The organism is uncultured Clostridium sp. (assembly GCF_900547735.1).
Taxonomy (GTDB): domain Bacteria; phylum Bacillota; class Clostridia; order Lachnospirales; family Lachnospiraceae; genus Otoolea.
Genome location: NZ_URHZ01000010.1, coordinates 59,330 through 76,851 on the forward strand (window position 1 = coordinate 59,330; position 17,522 = coordinate 76,851).

Annotated in this window: 15 protein-coding genes; 13 read left to right on the top strand and 2 right to left on the bottom strand. The window is 51.7% G+C overall.

The genetic code is table 11. The features are described 5' to 3' along the window. Positions 1-108: 108 nt before the first annotated feature. The 7 genes from QZT18_RS05025 to QZT18_RS05055 all read left to right on the top strand — a co-directional run bounded on the left by QZT18_RS05025 (position 109) and on the right by QZT18_RS05055 (position 9,554). Entirely contained in the window at positions 109-897 is a 789-nt protein-coding gene (locus QZT18_RS05025; RefSeq protein WP_294145176.1) for a creatininase family protein, read from the top strand. Positions 898-911: 14 nt separating this feature from the next. Further along, positions 912-4,253, top strand: a complete 3,342-nt coding sequence (locus QZT18_RS05030) for a DUF5107 domain-containing protein (protein WP_294145178.1) — start codon at positions 912-914, stop codon at positions 4,251-4,253. Beyond that, positions 4,253-5,260 carry a DUF5107 domain-containing protein gene (locus tag QZT18_RS05035; RefSeq protein ID WP_294145180.1) on the top strand — a complete coding sequence of 336 codons (1,008 nt, stop codon included), beginning with the start codon at positions 4,253-4,255 and terminating at the stop codon, positions 5,258-5,260. Before QZT18_RS05030 ends, QZT18_RS05035 begins: the two co-directional genes overlap by 1 nt. Then, positions 5,257-5,919: a bifunctional 4-hydroxy-2-oxoglutarate aldolase/2-dehydro-3-deoxy-phosphogluconate aldolase gene (locus QZT18_RS05040; protein ID WP_294145181.1), complete on the top strand. Its 663-nt coding sequence runs from the start codon at positions 5,257-5,259 to the stop codon at positions 5,917-5,919. Before QZT18_RS05035 ends, QZT18_RS05040 begins: the two co-directional genes overlap by 4 nt. Beyond that, on the top strand, positions 5,916-6,947 hold the full coding sequence (locus QZT18_RS05045; RefSeq protein WP_294145182.1) for a 2-dehydro-3-deoxygalactonokinase: 1,032 nt from the start codon (positions 5,916-5,918) through the stop codon (positions 6,945-6,947). The genes QZT18_RS05040 and QZT18_RS05045 overlap by 4 nt, the downstream gene beginning before the upstream one ends. A 333-nt stretch (positions 6,948-7,280) precedes the next feature. Then, the gene (locus tag QZT18_RS05050; protein ID WP_294145184.1) at positions 7,281-8,723 is read left to right on the top strand and encodes a DUF2812 domain-containing protein; all 1,443 of its coding nucleotides are present in this window, start codon (positions 7,281-7,283) and stop codon (positions 8,721-8,723) included. Between the two features lie 21 nt (positions 8,724-8,744). Beyond that, positions 8,745-9,554, top strand: coding sequence for an MBL fold metallo-hydrolase (locus QZT18_RS05055; RefSeq protein ID WP_294145186.1), 810 nt, complete (start codon positions 8,745-8,747; stop codon positions 9,552-9,554). Between the two features lie 48 nt (positions 9,555-9,602). Here QZT18_RS05055 and QZT18_RS05060 read toward each other — a convergent pair whose 3' ends face one another. Beyond that, complete coding sequence (locus QZT18_RS05060) at positions 9,603-10,247, bottom strand: Crp/Fnr family transcriptional regulator (protein ID WP_294145188.1); 645 nt, start codon at positions 10,245-10,247, stop codon at positions 9,603-9,605. Positions 10,248-10,406: 159 nt separating this feature from the next. Between QZT18_RS05060 and QZT18_RS05065 the strand changes: the two genes are divergently transcribed. The 6 genes from QZT18_RS05065 (at position 10,407) to QZT18_RS05090 (ending at position 15,914) form a co-directional block, all read left to right on the top strand. Next, complete coding sequence (locus QZT18_RS05065; protein WP_294145189.1) at positions 10,407-11,309, top strand: DMT family transporter; 903 nt, start codon at positions 10,407-10,409, stop codon at positions 11,307-11,309. Positions 11,310-11,328: 19 nt separating this feature from the next. Beyond that, the gene (locus tag QZT18_RS05070; protein WP_294145192.1) at positions 11,329-12,123 is read left to right on the top strand and encodes a GNAT family N-acetyltransferase; all 795 of its coding nucleotides are present in this window, start codon (positions 11,329-11,331) and stop codon (positions 12,121-12,123) included. 285 nt (positions 12,124-12,408) lie between these two features. After that, positions 12,409-12,618, top strand: a complete 210-nt coding sequence (locus QZT18_RS05075; protein WP_125143026.1) for a FeoA family protein — start codon at positions 12,409-12,411, stop codon at positions 12,616-12,618. Between the two features lie 98 nt (positions 12,619-12,716). After that, on the top strand, positions 12,717-12,947 hold the full coding sequence (locus QZT18_RS05080) for a ferrous iron transport protein A (RefSeq protein ID WP_125143027.1): 231 nt from the start codon (positions 12,717-12,719) through the stop codon (positions 12,945-12,947). Positions 12,948-13,051: 104 nt separating this feature from the next. Further along, a complete protein-coding gene (gene feoB, locus QZT18_RS05085) occupies positions 13,052-15,238 on the top strand; it encodes a ferrous iron transport protein B (protein WP_294145196.1) in 2,187 nt (728 codons plus the stop codon). 256 nt (positions 15,239-15,494) lie between these two features. Beyond that, positions 15,495-15,914 (top strand): heavy-metal-associated domain-containing protein, encoded by a 420-nt coding sequence (locus tag QZT18_RS05090; RefSeq protein ID WP_294145198.1) that lies wholly within the window; start codon positions 15,495-15,497, stop codon positions 15,912-15,914. Positions 15,915-16,014: 100 nt separating this feature from the next. On the opposite strand, the gene QZT18_RS05095 is transcribed toward QZT18_RS05090, so the two are convergent. Beyond that, positions 16,015-17,340, bottom strand: coding sequence for a YjiH family protein (locus tag QZT18_RS05095; RefSeq protein WP_294145199.1), 1,326 nt, complete (start codon positions 17,338-17,340; stop codon positions 16,015-16,017). Positions 17,341-17,522 lie beyond the last annotated feature (182 nt).

The following is a 17,522-nucleotide window of genomic DNA, read 5'->3' on the forward strand; positions in this document are numbered from 1 at the left end:
CGCGTAACTCGGGATTTTCACGAAAAACATGTGAAAACACCTCGCGGAATGCATCAAGGCTGAACGGTTCCTTTCTATCTTTTCAGGGCCTGACGGAAGGTGAATAAAATGAATACAATCAAGTTTGAAGAGATGACTCCGTCCCGGCTTGAGGCGGCAAAGAGGGAAAAACCGCTTATTTACCTGCCGGTCGGGTCGATGGAATGGCACGGTCCCCACATGGGGATGGGAATGGATACGGAAAATGCCTATGAAGTGGCAAAACGGTCGGCCGCCCGCACGGGAGGGACGGTCTACCCTCCCCTCTACATCGGAACGGAGAGCCCAAGAACGCCGGAAACGCTCCGGAAACTGGGCTTTCAGGGAAATGAGCAGATTACGGGGATGGATTTCCCAGGGAACACGGTGAAGAGCATGTACTGGCCGCCGGAGCTGTTCGAGGCTGTAATCCGGCAGCATATAGAGTTTCTATGCCGGATGGGATATGAATTAATTGTTCTGCTGAACGGCCACGGGGCGGACCGGCAGATCGAGATTTTGGAGCGTCTGTCGGAAGAATACACGGAGCGGGGGAAGGTCCGCGTAATTACGATCCTGGCCCTGTTTGAAGGCTGCGGGGCGGGAATCGGACATGCAGGCCTGGCGGAGACCGCAATTATGCAGGCGGTATGCCCGGAAGGGGTGGATTTGTCGGCCCTCCCGCCAAAACCGGAAAAGTTATATAATACGAAGTTTGCCATTGTAGACAATGAGACCTTTATAAACGGACCGAATGAGGATTACAGCGTGCGCTATGATCCGAGAGATTCCACGGCGGAGCTGGGAGAGCGGCTGCTGGAATTTGCGGTTTTACAATGCACCGCCGTTGTATCAGAGGCCATTGAGAAGTTGAAATGACAGGAGGTAACGTCATGCTGGAACAAGTGCTGCGTCATGTGGAGCAGGGAGTCCGGATATGGGAGCAGGAAGTGATCATCCCGACCTACCAGGTGGGAAAGCCGGACAAGAATCCCATGTTTCTGGAAAAACGGGTGTATCAGGGCAGTTCGGGAAAAGTGTACCCCCATCCGGTGATTGATAAGATTACGGATGAGAAGAAGGAACAGTCTTACCGGGCGCTCTGCCTGGAGAACCGGTATCTGTTTGTCATGGTGCTGCCGGAACTGGGAGGCAGAATACAGCGCGCCTACGACAAGACGAACAAATACGATTTTGTTTACTATAATCACGTCATAAAACCTGCGCTTGTCGGTCTTACCGGGCCGTGGATCTCGGGCGGGATTGAGTTCAACTGGCCGCAGCACCACCGTCCCAGCACCTTTGATCCGGTGGATTATAAGCTGACTGAGTCGGAGGACGGAAGCTGCACCATCTGGGTCGGGGAGATTGAGAACATGTTCCGCACCAAGGGGATGGCGGGTTTTACCCTGTTTCCGGACAGGGCCTATATCCGGATTGACGCGCAGCTTTTTAACAGGACCAGTGTGCCGCAGACCTTTCTCTGGTGGGCCAATCCGGCGGTGCCGGCGGGCGATGATACGCAGTCGGTCTTCCCTCCGGATGTCCACGCGGTGATGGATCACGGAAAAAGGGCCGTATCGCGTTTCCCAGTTGCAACGGGAACCTATTATAAGCAGGATTATTCGGCCGGCGTGGATATTTCCCGCTATAAAAATATCCCCGTTCCCACCTCTTATATGGCGTATCATTCCGATTACGATTTTGTCGGTGGATACGATCACGGAAAACAGGCCGGAATTCTGCATGTGGCGGATCACCATATCGCGCCGGGTAAGAAACAGTGGACCTGGGGCTGCGGGGATTTCGGCAAAGCGTGGGACCGGAATTTAACGGATACGGACGGACCTTACATAGAGTTAATGACAGGCTGCTATACCGATAACCAGCCCGATTTTTCCTGGCTGGCGCCTTATGAGGAGAAGGTGTTCACCCAGTATTTCATGCCCTATAAGGATGTGGGGATGGTGAAAAACGCCACGTATAAGGCGGCGGCCGGTCTGGAGATAACGGATGGAACCGCCCGGTTTTCCGTGTATGCCACAGCGGTTTATCCGCAATGCACGGTGACGCTGACTGCGGAAAACGGAGCCGTTGTCCTTTATCACGCCGAGGCGGATCTGTCGCCGGTCCAGACGTTTGCGGATGAGGCTCCCACAGGCGGACTTGCTCCGGAGACGGTTACCCTAACGGTCCGCGACAATACCGGCGGTGAACTTGTTTCCTACACCCCGGGTAGTAAGGCAATCCCGAAGATTCCGGACCCGGCCGTCCCGATCCCGGAGCCGGAGGCGGTGAGGACAAATGAGGAGCTGTTTTTATCCGGACAGCATATTGAGCAATACCGTCACGCCACGTACCGGCCGGAGGCATATTACTGCGAGGGACTGCGCCGCGATCCTACGGATGCCAGGATAAACTGCGCCTACGGAAAGCTTCTTATGGGACAGGGGCAGTTTTCGCGGGCGGAAAAATATCTGGAGAAAGCGGCAGAGAAATTGATGCGTCTGAATCCCAATCCCGGTGACGGGGAGCCGTTCTATCTTCTGGGTGTGTGCCGGAAACTAATGGGAAAACGGCAGGAGGCATATGACAGCTTCTATAAGGCGATCTGGAATGACGCCTGGCAGTCGGGCGGGTTTTACCATATGGCCTGTATTTGCGCAATGGAGGGAAAATTCGGGGAGGGGCTGGCCCATGCGGAGCGTTCCCTGAGCACAAAGGCCCATAATCTGAAGGCCAGGACGCTAAAGACGGCTCTGCTTCGGAGGCTTGGAAGGACAGAAGAGGCGGCCGCCGCGGCAAAGGAAACGCTTTTAATCGACGGAATGGATTTTGCAGCCTGTTATGAGCTGTGCCTGATAAATAAGGACGAGGAAGGCAGGAAAGCCCTGGCGCACCGTCTCTCTGTGAGTCCGAACTGGACCATTGAGCTGTCGCTTGAATACAGCGACGCCGGTCTTTACCATGAAGCGGAGGATATTCTCGGCCTGCCGTGTGAATTGTGGGGGGATAAGATTTATCCTCTGATCCACTACCACCTGGCCTATGTCTGCAAAGAAGCGGGAAAGGTGCAGGAGGCGGAGCAGTACCGTCTGGCGGCGGCCCTGGATGACGGAGCTTACTGTTTCCCGCACCGCCTGGAGGACTTGATTGTCCTTCAGAGGGCCGTGGAGGAAAATCCGGAGGATGCAAAGGGATTTTACTATCTGGGAAATCTCTGGTACGACAAGAGACAGTACGAAGAGGCGGTAACGTGCTGGGAGAAGAGCCGGGAACTGGAACCCGGTTTTGCCACGGTACACCGTAATTTATCGCTGGCGTATTACAACAAAATGAATCGGAAGCAGGACGCTGCGGAGGAACTAAACAGGGCGTTTGAGCTTGATCCGTCCGATGCCCGGGTATTCATGGAGCTTGACCAGCTCTGTAAAAGGATGGGGGTAACGCCGGAGAAACGGCTTGCCGCTTATGAGGCCCATCCGGATGTGGTGGCGGAGAGGGATGATCTGTATCTGGAATATATCACGCTCTGCAACTACTTTGGAAAACATGATAAAGCCCTTGAGTTAATCGAGTCCCGCCATTTTCATCCATGGGAGGGCGGAGAAGGCAAGGTCCCGGCACAGTATGTCTGCGCGGTGGAGGGGCTTGGAAGAGCGGCCCTGCGGGCCGGGGATGCACGGGGAGCGCTGGAACTGTTTAAACGGGCGCTCTGTTATCCGCATAACCTGGGTGAGGGAAAACTTGCGGGAGCGCAGGAAAATGACATCTATTATTATATGGGAAAAGCATACCGGGCGATGGGGGAAGAGAAGGAAGCAGAGGAATGTTTTCTCCATGCGGCCTCGGGCCTGTCGGAGCCGGCCGGGATGATCTATTATAACGACCAGCCGCCGGAAACAATCTTCTATCAGGGCCTTGCGCTGGCCGCGCTGTCGAAGAAGGCTGAGGCGGACGGAAGGTTCCACCGGCTGATCGACTACGGTGAGACGCATCTGGATGACCATGTGACGATCGACTATTTTGCCGTTTCCCTGCCGGATTTGATGATTTTTGAGGATGATTTGGACCGGCGCAACCGGGTGCACTGCCTGTTTATGCGCGGCCTGGGACTTCTCGGCAAACGGGAGACGATGGAAGCGGAGCGCTGTTTTGCCGAAGCGGAGGCGCTTGACATAAACCATCCGGGCGTGCATCTGCACCGGGAGCTTTTAAGGATGGGAAGCGAGTGATGGATCAGGCAAAGGAAACGGCTGGACGGGCCGATAAAGTAAAGCAGATAGAAATTTTGGGGGAACCGGCCTGGGAACTGAACAGTGAACGGTTAACCTGCATCGTTTTCCCTGGCCACGGAGGAAAAGTATTGTCTTTAAAATCCAGGGAAACCGGGTTTGAATTATTATTCCAGAATCCCGGGAAGGACTTTAAAAAGGCGGAGCCGGGAAGTCCGTTTGAGGAATTTGAGGCCTGCGGCTTTGACGACGCATTTCCGTCGATTGACCCGGGATTCGTTACCACAGGCGGACGGGAGGTGGCTTACCCGGATCACGGTGAAATCTGGTCCGCCGGGTTTGACTGCCTGGCGGACGGAGAAGGCCTCTGTTTAAGTTATCAGAGTAAAATACTGCCGTACCGGTATGAAAAACGCCTGTCGCTCCGCGGGGATACGCTGCATTGCAGCTACCGGATAGAAAACCTGGGCAGGGATGCATTTCCCTGTATTTGGGCCTGCCATTGCCTGGTTGTCTATATGCCGGATATGCGGCTGATTTATCCGGCGGGGACGAGGGAGATCGAGGTGGTGCTGGATTCGGGGCGTCTCGGTCCGGCCGGGACTGTTCACCAATTTTCTCCCTCGCCGGAACCGGGGACCTGGGATTTTACCCGGGTGCCGGGAGCGGAGACGGAAGGAATGGAGAAATATTACGTGCGGGGAGAGGTAAAGGAAGGAAAATGCGGTTTTATCTATCCCTCGGCGGGGATGGCGGCAGACCTTAAGTACGATGAGAAAGAGCTGCCCTACCTTGGGTTCTGGATTACAACGGGGGGATACAGGGGGGATAAAAACTGCGCATTTGAACCGGCCGGCGGCTATTACGACAGTATCGGGACGGCCGCGGCCAATCAGCGCCTGCGGCTGCTCCGGCCGGGGGAAGTGATGGCGTTCGACCTGGAAATCCGGTTGTATCCGTGGAAACCGGAACGGCAGATGGGGGAGGAAAGGAGCGAATTCCGTTGAAGAGAGAAGAAATGATTCGTGCGGTTGAGGAACACAAACTCATCGCGATTATGCGCGGAGTGGAGAAGGAGCGGGCGGTACCGGCTGCGCAGGCAATGTACCGGGGCGGCATCCGCTGTCTGGAGGTAACGTTCAACCAGAAGTCGGATACCAGGATTGCAGATACAAAAGAGATCATCTCTGAGCTGAAACGAAGTTTCGGCAGCCGGATGCGGATCGGCGCGGGGACCGTTATGTCGGCCGCTGAAGTTCAGGCGGCATATGAGAGCGGGGCGGAATTTATCCTGGCGCCCAATGTGGACATCTCCGTGCTGGATGAGGCGGTTCGGCTGGGGCTTTCGTCCGTCCCCGGAGCGCTTACCCCGTCGGAGATTGTCCTGGCATATGACCGCGGCGCCGCCCTTGTGAAGCTGTTCCCGGCCGGCAATATGGGTCTTTCGTACTGCCAGGCGATTTTTGCCCCCGTAAATCATATCCCGATGCTGGCGGTAGGCGGGATTGGACTTCATAACCTGACCGATTATCTGCGGGCCGGATTTACCGGAGCCGGGCTGGGTTCATGCCTTACGGATGCCAGGCTGATTCGGGAAGAACGCTATGAGGAGCTGGAAAAGCTGGCCGGACAGTTCGTGGAGAAGGCACGGGAAGCGGGTGGATGATGAAGAAGTATACAATCGCAATTGACGGAGGGACAACCAATACCAGAGCCGTCCTCATAGACGGAAACCGGGAATTTGCTGCGGTTGAGATGTCCCGGACGGGAGTAAAAGATACGGCCGTGGACGGCCATAACGGGAAATTGAAGGAGGCCGCCAGAACCTGTATTCACCGTCTGGTGGAGAATCATCTTACCGGTTTTGACGAGGTGGAGCGGGTGATTGCCAGCGGAATGATTACGTCCGGCTCCGGCCTGTATGAGATTCCGCACGTGACCGCTCCGGCCGGAGTCTTTGAACTGGCAGGGCGGATGCGGGAAGTTCTGATAGAGGATGTATGCCCGATTCCAATCCTGTTTATCCCCGGCGTGAAAAACTGCGATGAGCCGCTCACAATGGATCATTACCGGACGATGGACATGATGCGCGGTGAGGAAGTGGAAAGTATTGCCGTACTGGAATCATATCCCAAGGGCCGCCCCTATCTGCTTGTTTTGCCCGGGTCCCACATGAAGCTGGTGGCGATTAATGAAAAAGGGCAGATAAGCGGCTGCCTTACCACGCTCAGCGGGGAGCTTCTGTCCGCGGTGACGCATCATACGGTCATTGCGGACGCGGTAGGGAACGGTTTTGTGGAGGCGGATGCCTATGATCTCTCAATGGTGCTTGAGGGCAGCAGGGCGGCGGCCGCGGCCGGTTTTTCCCACGCATGTTTCCAGGCCAGAATTTTGAATCAGTTTGTGGAGCCGGATCACCGGAAGATTGCGTGTTTTCTTCTGGGAGCCGTTCTGCAGAATGATATCGAAGTACTGAAAAGGGCCGGGCGGCCCTGGACGGACTGTGACGTTCCCGTTATTATCAGCGGGAAATTCCCGCTTGGAAGGGCATTTGCGGATTTGCTGAGAGAGGACGGCTATTACAGGGATATCCGGGAATTTTATCCCGACTCGAAGCTCCCGCTTTCGGCTCTGGGCGCGCTGATTGTGGCGGACGCGGGCAGGGGAGCACATGTTCGGGATACTTACGTTTAAAAAAGATATAAAAAGATATAAAATGATATAAAATGATGAAAGATGGTTGGGAAAGAGTGGAAAGCTCATCCCGGCCATTTTTTATTGAGTGGCAATGAAAAGTTCGCAAAGCGTACTTTTCGTTGTTTCATAGGACGCCTATGATATAAAAAGCCCTCCGGGCAGGATGCGCACTCGAGCGAAACTGTAAGAAATCCACTCTTTTTGTAAGGATCTTCCAGCGGTCCTGTATGATAAGATAAGAGTAGAAGAAGGATGTGCTCATCCGAAGCAATATCCGTAGTAATAAGAGTGGATTTTTATGCGTCTGAAATACAGAAAGGAGGATTCTATATGTCCGGACTGGTAAAAGATTATGACTCATTCCGTATCCCGTACAGCCTTACGGAGACGGAACAACTGGAACGCTTTTTTGAACGGAAGGCGGAAGAGGGATATCTGATTAAGATGCTTTCCAATTTTGGCCAAAGAGGGGATTTCCTGATGACGGCTCGGGGAAAATACCATTTTTCAATCGGCATATACGGTAAGAAGGTGACAAAGGAAGAGGAGAAGACGGAGCAGTTTCTGGAGTTTCGGCAGCGGTGGGAGGAGAGCGGCTGGATTTATAATGCGGCGCTTAAAAACCTCGTGGTTTTCTACAGCAGGGAAGAGGAACGCCCCACTGTGCCATACACGGTATATCCTCCCTGCCGTCCGGAGGGACCACGTGAAGTGACCGTAAAAGAGGAGAATAAGGCCCTGCTCAGCATGGTCCTGATGAATTTGTTGCTGGCGATTCCCTACCTGTTCATTTTTGCCATCAATCCGATACGCCGCAATCATCATTATGAACCGCTGGAGTTAGTATCCTGCCTTTGTATCGCTTTAACATTGTTCTGGATTTGGGAGACTCCCGCCACCGCGACGAAGCTCAGACAGAGGGAAGCAAAACGGTACAGGAGAGAGACGGGAAGTGTTCCGGAATTCTATCTGTTTTGGGATGAGATGACGCTGAATACAGTGGGAGGCATGGTGGTCGGTATCATCGGGATTACCTGCGGACTGAAGAGTCTGGCATTCAGGACAACGGCTCTTTCTGCGGCGGCATTTCTGGTGACTGCGGTATATATGATATTTCTGTATCAGGAATATAAAAAAAAGAGGGATCGGAATTATGGCGTGAAGCGCTTTATTTCCATAATACCGTTCCTGCTGCTGATCGCTGCGTTCTGCTTTTATCCGTACCAGGGAACGTACCGTTACGCGCCCTCGGGTGCGGACTGGCTCATGGGGAGCACGGCGCAGGAACGGGAAGTGATTTCCTTGGGACTGGGCCCGGAGGAGCTGGGCTGGGGAGAAGAGGAATACAATTTCTATATCGACACATCCAATATGGCATGCCGGTCGGAGCGGGTTATCTTCCACAGGCAGGATACTGAGGATGCGCGGGATATAAGAAGAGACGATTACGAAAAAAACAGCAGATATATAGGGACTGTTCAGGCCGAATTAAGAAAAGAAACATATCTGAACCTCTATCTCAAACAGAAGAAGCTGTCCCTTAACGGCAGCGTTCTGCTGGACACGAAAGGGGAAATGAAGTACTATCTTACTCAGACGGGCAAAGAAATCATAGGGGTGAGTGGAGAAAAGGTGGTCATTTATTTTCTAAATACCTATGATGAGCGCTCGTTTAATGCTCAGGACGGGAAGCTTTTGAAGGAACTTGAAAGACTGGAAGAAAAACAAAAGAGCGGCGAAAACGGTTCCGTCAGGGCAGCGGCGCAATCATAAGACAGGGACGGTTTAAATAAGATGGAAATCAGGGTATTAGCAGACAATAATACGTATATTGATCAATATTTTCTGGGAGAACCGGCGGCGAGCTATTATATAGAAGCAGACGGCTGCCGCATTCTCTTTGACACCGGTTATTCGTCGGCATTCATCTCGAATGCGTCGAAGATGGGAGTCGAACTCGAAGCAATCACGCATCTGGTGTTTTCACATGGGCACAATGATCATACGAGAGGTTTTTGCTGGCTGGCGGAGAAGAATGATTTAAGGAATGTGGAAATCATTGCACATCCCGGATGTTTCGATGAAAAAACGGATGAGACGGGCCTGGATATCGGTTCGCCCCTCACGGAAGACGAGGTGAGGAGGACGGGCAGATACAGACCGAGCGCCGCTCCGTATTTTATTACCGAAAACTGCGTCTTCCTGGGGGAAATCCCGCAGAAGAATGATTTTGAAACGAGAAAACAGATTGGAACCCGCAAAATACGGGGAATAAAGGAGCAGGATTATGTGATGGATGATTCGGCGCTGGCGCTGAAAACGGATCAGGGCCTTTTCATTGTCACGGGCTGTTCCCACAGCGGGATCTGCAACATAACGGAATATGCGATGGAAGTTTGCGGCGAGAGGCGCATTGCCGGAATTCTGGGCGGTTTCCATCTGTTTGACACGGACAGCCGGCTGGAACGGACGATAGAATACCTTGGGAGGCTGAATGTAAGCTCTTTCTATCCCTGCCACTGCGTTTCGTTCAGGGCCAAGGCGAAAATGAACGAGGTTCTTCCCGTTGAGGAAGTGGGAGTGGGACTGAGGATTGTATTGTGATTTAACTGCCGTGAGGCGGCAGTTTTTCACCGCCGCGGGCGGGACAGGTCAGGGGAAGAGGCTTTCCAGACCTGTTCTGTCTGTGACGGTGATTTTGCGGTATCCAAGGCCGATGTAGCCGTGACCGCAGAATTCATTCAGGATTTTTGTCACGGTCACGCGGTTCAGTCCGACACAGATCGCCAGTTCCTCATGGGAATAGGGCAGGGTGGAACCGATGATGCCCTTGTCCGGATTCGGGTATTCCGTTTCTTCCAGAAGAAAACTGGCCACCTTCTGCCGCCGGTCATAGAGCGTCAGGCGTTTTACCTGGCTGCAGAGGTGGTTGCAGGAATCGGTGAGAAGCTGAAACAGAATGAGGCACAGTTCCTCCGATTTCATCAGGTACGGCATAAGACTCTGGGCCGTGCATGAGATGAGCGTGACTTCGTTGACCGCGCTTACCGTGGTGGGGCGGGAGGACTGGGACAGGAAGGAGGAATCTCCAACCAGCCGGCCCGCTTCCATGACGGCGAGTGTAATTTCCCTGCCGTCGTCGCCCATATAGTAGATCCGGACGCGGCCTTTTTTGATCAGGTAGATGGTTCCGGCCGGTTCGCCCTGCATGTAGACGATACCGCCGGGAGGAACCGTTCTTGTGATTCCGGCCCGTTCAAAATAGAAGAACAGGGACTCCGGTACTTTTATCATCATTTTTTTCCTTTCCGCTTTTTCCTTACCGCGCATAATTTGTTACAGTTTAGCCGAAGGCCGGACTGTAACGGATTCTGTGATAATTGTAGCATAGATTACAGTTTGTGAAAAGCCCTTGCGTTATACTGTAAAGCAGTAATAACAAAAGGGAGAACGGGGATGAAGAAAGAGTATATGATGGCGGGGGGAACCATTATTTTGTGGGGAATGATGCCGCCTTTTGCAAAACTTTTATTAAACGGACTGAGCAATGAGAAAACGGTATTCTTAAGCTCTCTCATTGCATTTATATTTCTGGCTGCCGTAAATCTGGCGACGGGAAAAGGTAAAAAATTTTTAGAGTACGGGGTAAAAGACTACGTGAAAATGGTTGCCCTCGGTTTTCTGGGAAAGTTCATGTACTCGGTGCTCTATTTTTACGGGCTTTCCGTACTGACCGCCGGTGACGCCTGTATAGTCAATTATCTGTGGCCGGTTATGACCGTGATATTTTCCTGCCTTTGGCTGGGAGAAAAATTTACGGTCAGAAAGAGTATGGCAATCGCCATCTCATTTACCGGTGTCGTCCTTGTGGCGTCCAAGGGGAGTCTGGCCGGGCTTCTGGGCGGAAACCTGAAAGGCGTATTAAGCTGTGTCCTGGCGGCGGTCTGCTATGGGGCATTCAATGTTTTGAATAAGAAGGACAACAGGGATCAGTTTGTCAGCATGACGGTCTATTTCTTTACGGCAGCGCTGTTCTCCGGAATCTGGTTCTTCGCAAAGGGAGAATCCGCTGCCCTGACGGGGGTACAGACGGCGGGGATCATCTGGCTTGGAGTCTTTATGGACGCCGCGGCATTTCTCATGTGGGCCCTGGCTCTCCAGAAGGGGGACACGGCCAGTTTGTCAAATTTTGTTTATATTACACCATTCATGGCAGTCCTGTTTTCGGCGCTGTTCCTGAAGGAGGAGATTGATATCTATTCTGTGATCGGCCTGATGTTTATCGTGGCAGGTATTTTCGTGCAGATGGGACTCTCCGGCAGGAAATCCAGTTCGCGTGGGCGGGAGAGAGTTGCTTGAATTTAGTCGAGGAGAAATAATGAGTATTTACCATATAACGGGTGAGAACCTTAAAAAACTGGAGCCACTGTACCTGGGATGGGAAGAGACGATGATATGGTCGGTTCTTCAGGGGGAGATGGGCAGCGCATGGGCGGATTCCCTTACGGAGCCGCGTTCGGCCAGGCTGGTGATTGCGGATTTCAGCTTTCTGGCGGGAGAGCCTGTCGGGGAACTGGCTGAGTTCTGGCCGGAGGAGGCCGCTTCCGGCTTCACGATCATGGTTCCGGAGAATGAAGCATGGTCGGAGGTAATCCGACGGGCCTACGGGGACAATGCAAAACAGATTGTGCGCTATGCGATCAAAAAGGAGCCGGATATTTTTGACCGGGATCAGTTAAGAAAGATGGCTGCCGCGCTTCCGGCCGGTTATGAATTAAGGATGATGGATGAAGCGGTTTACCGCATGGCCCGGGCGGAAAAGTGGTCGGAGGATTTATGCTCCCAGTTTCCGGACTGGGAAACATACGGAAAAAGGGGCCTGGGAACGGCCGTTCTGCATGACGGCATTCTTGTGGCAGGGGTATCCTCCTATACGGTATATCGGGGCGGAATTGAGATCGAGATAGACACGAAGGAAGAACACCGCAGGAAAGGCCTTGCCCTGGCGGGCGCCGCCAGGCTCATCCTGGAGTGCCTGGACAGGGGGCTTTATCCTGGCTGGGATGCACAGAACAGGGGGTCACTGGCTCTGGCCGAAAAGCTCGGATATCATTTTGAGCGGGAGTATACGGCGTTTGAAGTATACAGGCCGCAGAGGGCGACGCAACTGTGACGGAAGAACGATGGAAGAATATGGTATAGCCCGGAGGTTCCCGGGAATTTGTCCGGTGCGGAAGGATTCTATGATTTTAAGAGGGCTGACGCGGATTTATCGGCAGGATATAAGAGGGAACACAAAACACGGTGATCTGGCAGATAGTGGAAAAAAATCTCAAAAAGTGATTGACAATAAGGTTAGCATGTGCTAACCTTATTGTTGAGTTAGAAAGAACTAATTTTAGTTTGTTTATCCTAATGTCATGCACGAAAGGGTGATGATATGGAAAGGGAGGTAAATATGCCAATTTCTATGGGTACGGTTGGATCATCTTACACAATTAAGAAGGTAAGCGGCAATTCAGAGGTGCGCTCCCATCTTCAGTCTATGGGATTTAACGAGGGAACTCCGGTCAAGTTGATTACGCAGTTAAACGGCGATGTGATCGTCCACGTGAAGGAGTCCAGAGTGGCAATTAATAAAGAACAGGCCCGCCATATCCTGGTCTGACCGGGAGGGCGGTTTTAGCGGCACGGTGGAGACACTGAATCGTTCCGCTGCAGGTATATAAAAATATAGGGAATGAATGGTAAGGAAGGAGCACTGTTATGACACTGAAAGAAGCAAAAGTGGGTTCTACCGTAAAGGTGGTCAAGATCCACGGAGAAGGCGCCTATAAGCGCCGCATTATGGATATGGGAATTACGAAGGGGAGCGAGATCTTTGTCAGAAAAGTAGCGCCTCTCGGAGATCCGGTTGAAGTTACAATCCGGGGGTATGAGCTTTCACTGCGTAAGGATGATGCTGACTGTGTGGATATCGAGGAGATAAGCGCCTGAGACACGTCGGCATAATATTTTGACGGATGGTTAGCTTAGAATAACCTTTGTTTAAATGAGTAATTGAGTTAATATCATTGCGAGAATGGCAGGAGGATGAAAAAATGGCAATACATATTGCATTGGCAGGAAACCCGAACTGCGGTAAAACAACCATGTTTAACGCGCTGACGGGAGCAAATCAGTATGTCGGAAACTGGCCGGGTGTAACGGTTGAGAAGAAGACGGGAAAGCTGAAAGAAGGAAAGACGGGGGAGGAAGTCAACGTAACCGACCTTCCGGGTATCTACTCCCTGTCCCCTTACACACTGGAGGAGGTCGTATCCAGAGATTTCATTTTAAAGGAAAAACCGGATGTTATCGTAGACCTGGTGGACGCGACCAATATCGAGAGAAACCTTTATCTGGCGACACAGCTTCTTGAAACCGGAATTCCGGTGGTAATCGCCCTCAACATGGCCGATCTGATGAGAAAAAATAATATCAGAATTGATGTAAAGACACTGTCAAAGAGGCTGGGCTGTCCGATTGTGGAGACGTCCGCACTCAAGAAAACAGGCCTTAACGAGGTTGTGGAGACGGCAATCCGTCAGGCGAAAGCATCAAAGGCGCCGGAAGTACAGGCGATTTTCGATAACTGGGTCGAGACGAGAGTAGAGCAGATCGAATCGGAGCTTCCTACCGGAATTCCGGAGGGAGAAAAGAGATGGTATGCAATTAAACTTCTGGAACAGGACAACAAGGTCCTGGAACAGTTTGGACTGGAGAAAGACAACCGGTATTCCAATTATACAAAAGATCTGGAAAAAGAGTATGATGATGACGCTGAATCCGTAATTACGGATCAAAGATACCAGTACATACAGAAACTGATTGAGGACACCGTAAAGAAACCGGCGGCTAAAATGAGCGTTTCCGACCGGATTGACAGCATTGTAACGAACAGAATCCTGGGTATTCCGATTTTCGTGCTTGTTATGTGGGGCGTTTACTACGTTTCCGTGACAACGCTGGGAACCTTCGTAACAGACTGGACCAATGATACCTTTGTAGGAGCCGTTCAGGGCTGGGCCGGCGGACTGCTTGAAATGGCAGGGGCGTCGGATTTGATTATGAGCCTTGTGGTGGACGGAATTATAGGCGGTGTGGGAGCCGTTCTCGGATTCGTTCCGCAGATGGCCATCCTGTTCCTCTTCCTTTCCATCCTTGAGGACTGCGGCTACATGGTTCGAATTGCATTCGTAATGGATCGTGTGTTCCGTCATTTCGGACTTTCAGGAAAGAGCTTTATCCCGCTGCTGATTTCTTCCGGCTGCGGTATACCTGGAATCATGGCAAGTAAAACAATTGAGCAGGACAATGACAGAAGACTTACGATCATGACCGCCACCTTTGTTCCCTGCGGCGCCAAACTTCCAGTAATTGCACTGATGGGCGGCGTTATGGCGGGACATCTGTCGGGCAGCGCCGTAATTGGCGGAATGATGGCTCCGCTGATGTATTTCCTTGGCATCGGCGCAGTGCTTGTATCGGCTATCATGCTGAAAAAGACAAAACCATTTTCCGGAAAACCGGCTCCGTTCGTTATGGAGCTCCCGGCTTACCATATCCCTTCCGTAAAAACGGTGCTTCTCCATGTGTGGGAACGTCTGAAGGGTTTTATCATCAAGGCAGGTACCATCCTGTTCCTGGCCTGCGTTGTAATGTGGGCATTATCGACCTTTGGATTTGAAAACGGAGCCTTCGGCCTTGTGGAAGATTCTTCCGCATCCCTTCTCTCCGTAATCGGCGGCGCAATTGCCATTGTGTTCCGTCCGCTCGGCTTCGGCGAGTGGCAGCCGGTGGCGGCTTCCATTTCCGGTTTTACGGCAAAAGAAGCGATTGTAAGTACAATGGGCGTTCTGGCCAATGTGTCGGAAGAGCTTTCAGAGGATCCGGATGCGGTAGCGATGGCGATCCAGACATGGTTCCCGTCCGCGATTGCGGCATTCTCCTTCCTGGTATTTAACCTTCTGGATTCACCGTGCCTGGCGGCAATTGCCACGATGGCACAGCAGTTCCAGTCCAGGAAATGGTTCTGGTTCGCAATTCTTTACCAGAATATCTTCGCTTACGTAGTTGCGCTCTGCATCTATCAGTTGGGCGGCCTTGCCGCCGGTGTTGTCGCATTTAACGCGTGGACGGTCGTTGCATTAATCTGCCTGGCATTCATGCTCTACATGCTGTTCAGGCCGGATCCGTACAAGGCGCAGAAATCCTATTCCAGAAGTTCCGTGGAAGCTGCCGCATAAGCGGAGACAGGTAAGTTTCAGCGCTTTCAGGATACGTTTCGAAGGGAGAAAAGAGATGGGAGATTCATCCGGATCAATGTTATATGCCGTTGCCGGTTTCCTGATTTTATATTTTGCCGGAGTGATAATCTACAAAGTATATGATATAATAAAGAAGACAATCGGCAGGAGTTCGAAAAAACAGCGGAAGTCCTGACGGCACAGACGGAGATAACAGAAACGAAATAACACAGAGTAACAGAAAAGAGGATGCGGTATGCAGGCTATCGATATTATAATTTTAACAGTTGTGGCGGCTCTGCTGCTCCTGGCACTCCGCTCCACCCTGAGGCATTACAGCGGTAAGGGCGGCGGTTGCTGCGGCTGTTCCGGCTGCTCGGGAGGAAGTTCCTCCTGCAGTACGCTAAACAGCGTAAAGACCGTTCAAAGCGCCAGGGAGTTCACCGGAGGAAACAGCCTTTCTAAAACTCTTCAGATTAACGGCATGCACTGCAACACCTGCAAGCAGTCCGTGGAGAGCGCTTTGAGCCATGTGAACGGCGTCATCTGCGCGGATGTGGACCTGGAGGCAGGCACAGCCGAAGTGTTCATGAAAGAAGAAGTGACGGACTTAAAGCTTAAGGAAGCAGTGGAAAATAAAGGTTTTGAAGTGAAGGAAATCCGGAAGGCGGGCTGACCGCGGTTTCGGATCCGTAAAAATACCGGCGGTACGGGAGATTTCCCATACCGCCGGTATTTTTATGAATTGGGTGATGCCCCGTTTTTAACAGAGCCTGCTAGAACCGGAACAACAGGAAGACCACCGGTGTTGCCAGAATAAGCGACAGCACGACTCTTTCAAACCAGATAATCAGTATATCCTTAATGCTGAGTTTGATATCGGTTCCGAGGATACACGGAATGGATGCCGAGAAGAACAGAATCTCGGAAACACACACGATGGCGATAACAGCCTGGGAAGCCGGAGAACCTGCGGCTACGATGTTGGCCGGAAGGAACATTTCGGCAAGGCTGATAGCGCAGCCCTTGGCAACCATGGCGGCCTCAGAGCCGAAGCCCAGCAGCATGGCAAACGGAAGGAATAAGTAGCCCAGAATATCAAATACAGGCGTGAAAGCCGCAAGCACAAGGCCGAGGAAACCGATTGCCATCAGCGTAGGCCCGATGTTGAGCGCCATGTTGAGTCCGTCGATAAAGTTTTTTACAAGGCCGTCAACAAATTTCGGCGCGCGTGAGCAGGCACGTAAGCCTTCATCCACAGCAGTTGAAACCAGTTTTCCTTTTTCAACTTTAGGCTCGGGAATGACTTCCATATTGTTGTATCCCTTATCCGATTTTTTGCAGAGCGGATAGATACGGGTGGTGATGGCGGTAACCACAAATGTAATGATCAGGGTGGCCCAGAAATACAGGTTCCAGTGATCCATCAGTCCCAGTGTCTTGGCAACTACGATCATGAAGGTGGCGGACACGGTGGAAAAACCGGTTGCAATAATGCTGGCTTCTTTTTCTGAATAAAATCCTTCTTTATAAACACGGTTTGTGATCAGAAGACCTACGGAATAGCTGCCTACGAAGGAAGCAACCGCATCAACTGCGGAACGTCCCGGAGTTTTCCAGATTGGACGCATGACCGGCTTCATGAATACGCCGATGAATTCCATAAGCCCGTAATTGATCAGGAAAGACAGGAATACGGCTCCTACGGGTACGAGGATTGTAACCGGGATTACTACTTTGTTAAATACGAACGGCAGCATGTCGGGAGTGTGGAAACTCTCCGGTCCCCAGCCGAAGATCGCCATGCCTACGACACCGATGCCGATTACTTTAAAGATTGAAAAGATGGTTGTTACCACGTCTTTGTTCCAGGTTTTGCGAACGAATGGGAGGATTGCTCCCACAACGACAACCAGTCCCGCATAGACCACCTCAAAGTGAGGGATGGAGCGGAGCGCCGTCACAATATGATCGATGGGAATCGATTTTTTACCGCCTACGCTGATTGTGATGAAGAACATAAAAATACCAATCAGATTCAACAGGACGAATTTCATTACGTTGGAGCTGTTTCTTGAATTGTCAGTCACTTTCTTTTCCATGTCTGTTTCCCCTTTATCATTATTTTTTCGATACGTATCAAGTGAATAAAGTATAACATAAATAAAATATAAAACGTTTTTTTACACAATATTAACAGCCGCTGTCTATCATAATGACATTATCTTATATGAAATGTACATAAATCTATAGGAGATTCATGGTATAATTGGGCAAATAGTAG

Bases quoted from the DNA above. Each gene is read 5' to 3' on its own strand.
- QZT18_RS05025 (WP_294145176.1), top strand. From the start codon at position 109: ATGAATACAATCAAGTTTGAAGAGATGACTCCGTCCCGGCTTGAGGCG.
- QZT18_RS05030 (WP_294145178.1), top strand. From the start codon at position 912: ATGCTGGAACAAGTGCTGCGTCATGTGGAGCAGGGAGTCCGGATATGG.
- QZT18_RS05035 (WP_294145180.1), top strand. From the start codon at position 4,253: ATGGATCAGGCAAAGGAAACGGCTGGACGGGCCGATAAAGTAAAGCAG.
- QZT18_RS05045 (WP_294145182.1), top strand. From the start codon at position 5,916: ATGATGAAGAAGTATACAATCGCAATTGACGGAGGGACAACCAATACC.
- QZT18_RS05050 (WP_294145184.1), top strand. From the start codon at position 7,281: ATGTCCGGACTGGTAAAAGATTATGACTCATTCCGTATCCCGTACAGC.
- QZT18_RS05055 (WP_294145186.1), top strand. From the start codon at position 8,745: ATGGAAATCAGGGTATTAGCAGACAATAATACGTATATTGATCAATAT.
- QZT18_RS05060 (WP_294145188.1), bottom strand. From the start codon at position 10,247: ATGATGATAAAAGTACCGGAGTCCCTGTTCTTCTATTTTGAACGGGCC.
- QZT18_RS05065 (WP_294145189.1), top strand. From the start codon at position 10,407: ATGAAGAAAGAGTATATGATGGCGGGGGGAACCATTATTTTGTGGGGA.
- QZT18_RS05070 (WP_294145192.1), top strand. From the start codon at position 11,329: ATGAGTATTTACCATATAACGGGTGAGAACCTTAAAAAACTGGAGCCA.
- QZT18_RS05075 (WP_125143026.1), top strand. From the start codon at position 12,409: ATGCCAATTTCTATGGGTACGGTTGGATCATCTTACACAATTAAGAAG.
- QZT18_RS05080 (WP_125143027.1), top strand. From the start codon at position 12,717: ATGACACTGAAAGAAGCAAAAGTGGGTTCTACCGTAAAGGTGGTCAAG.
- feoB (WP_294145196.1), top strand. From the start codon at position 13,052: ATGGCAATACATATTGCATTGGCAGGAAACCCGAACTGCGGTAAAACA.
- QZT18_RS05090 (WP_294145198.1), top strand. From the start codon at position 15,495: ATGCAGGCTATCGATATTATAATTTTAACAGTTGTGGCGGCTCTGCTG.
- QZT18_RS05095 (WP_294145199.1), bottom strand. From the start codon at position 17,340: ATGGAAAAGAAAGTGACTGACAATTCAAGAAACAGCTCCAACGTAATG.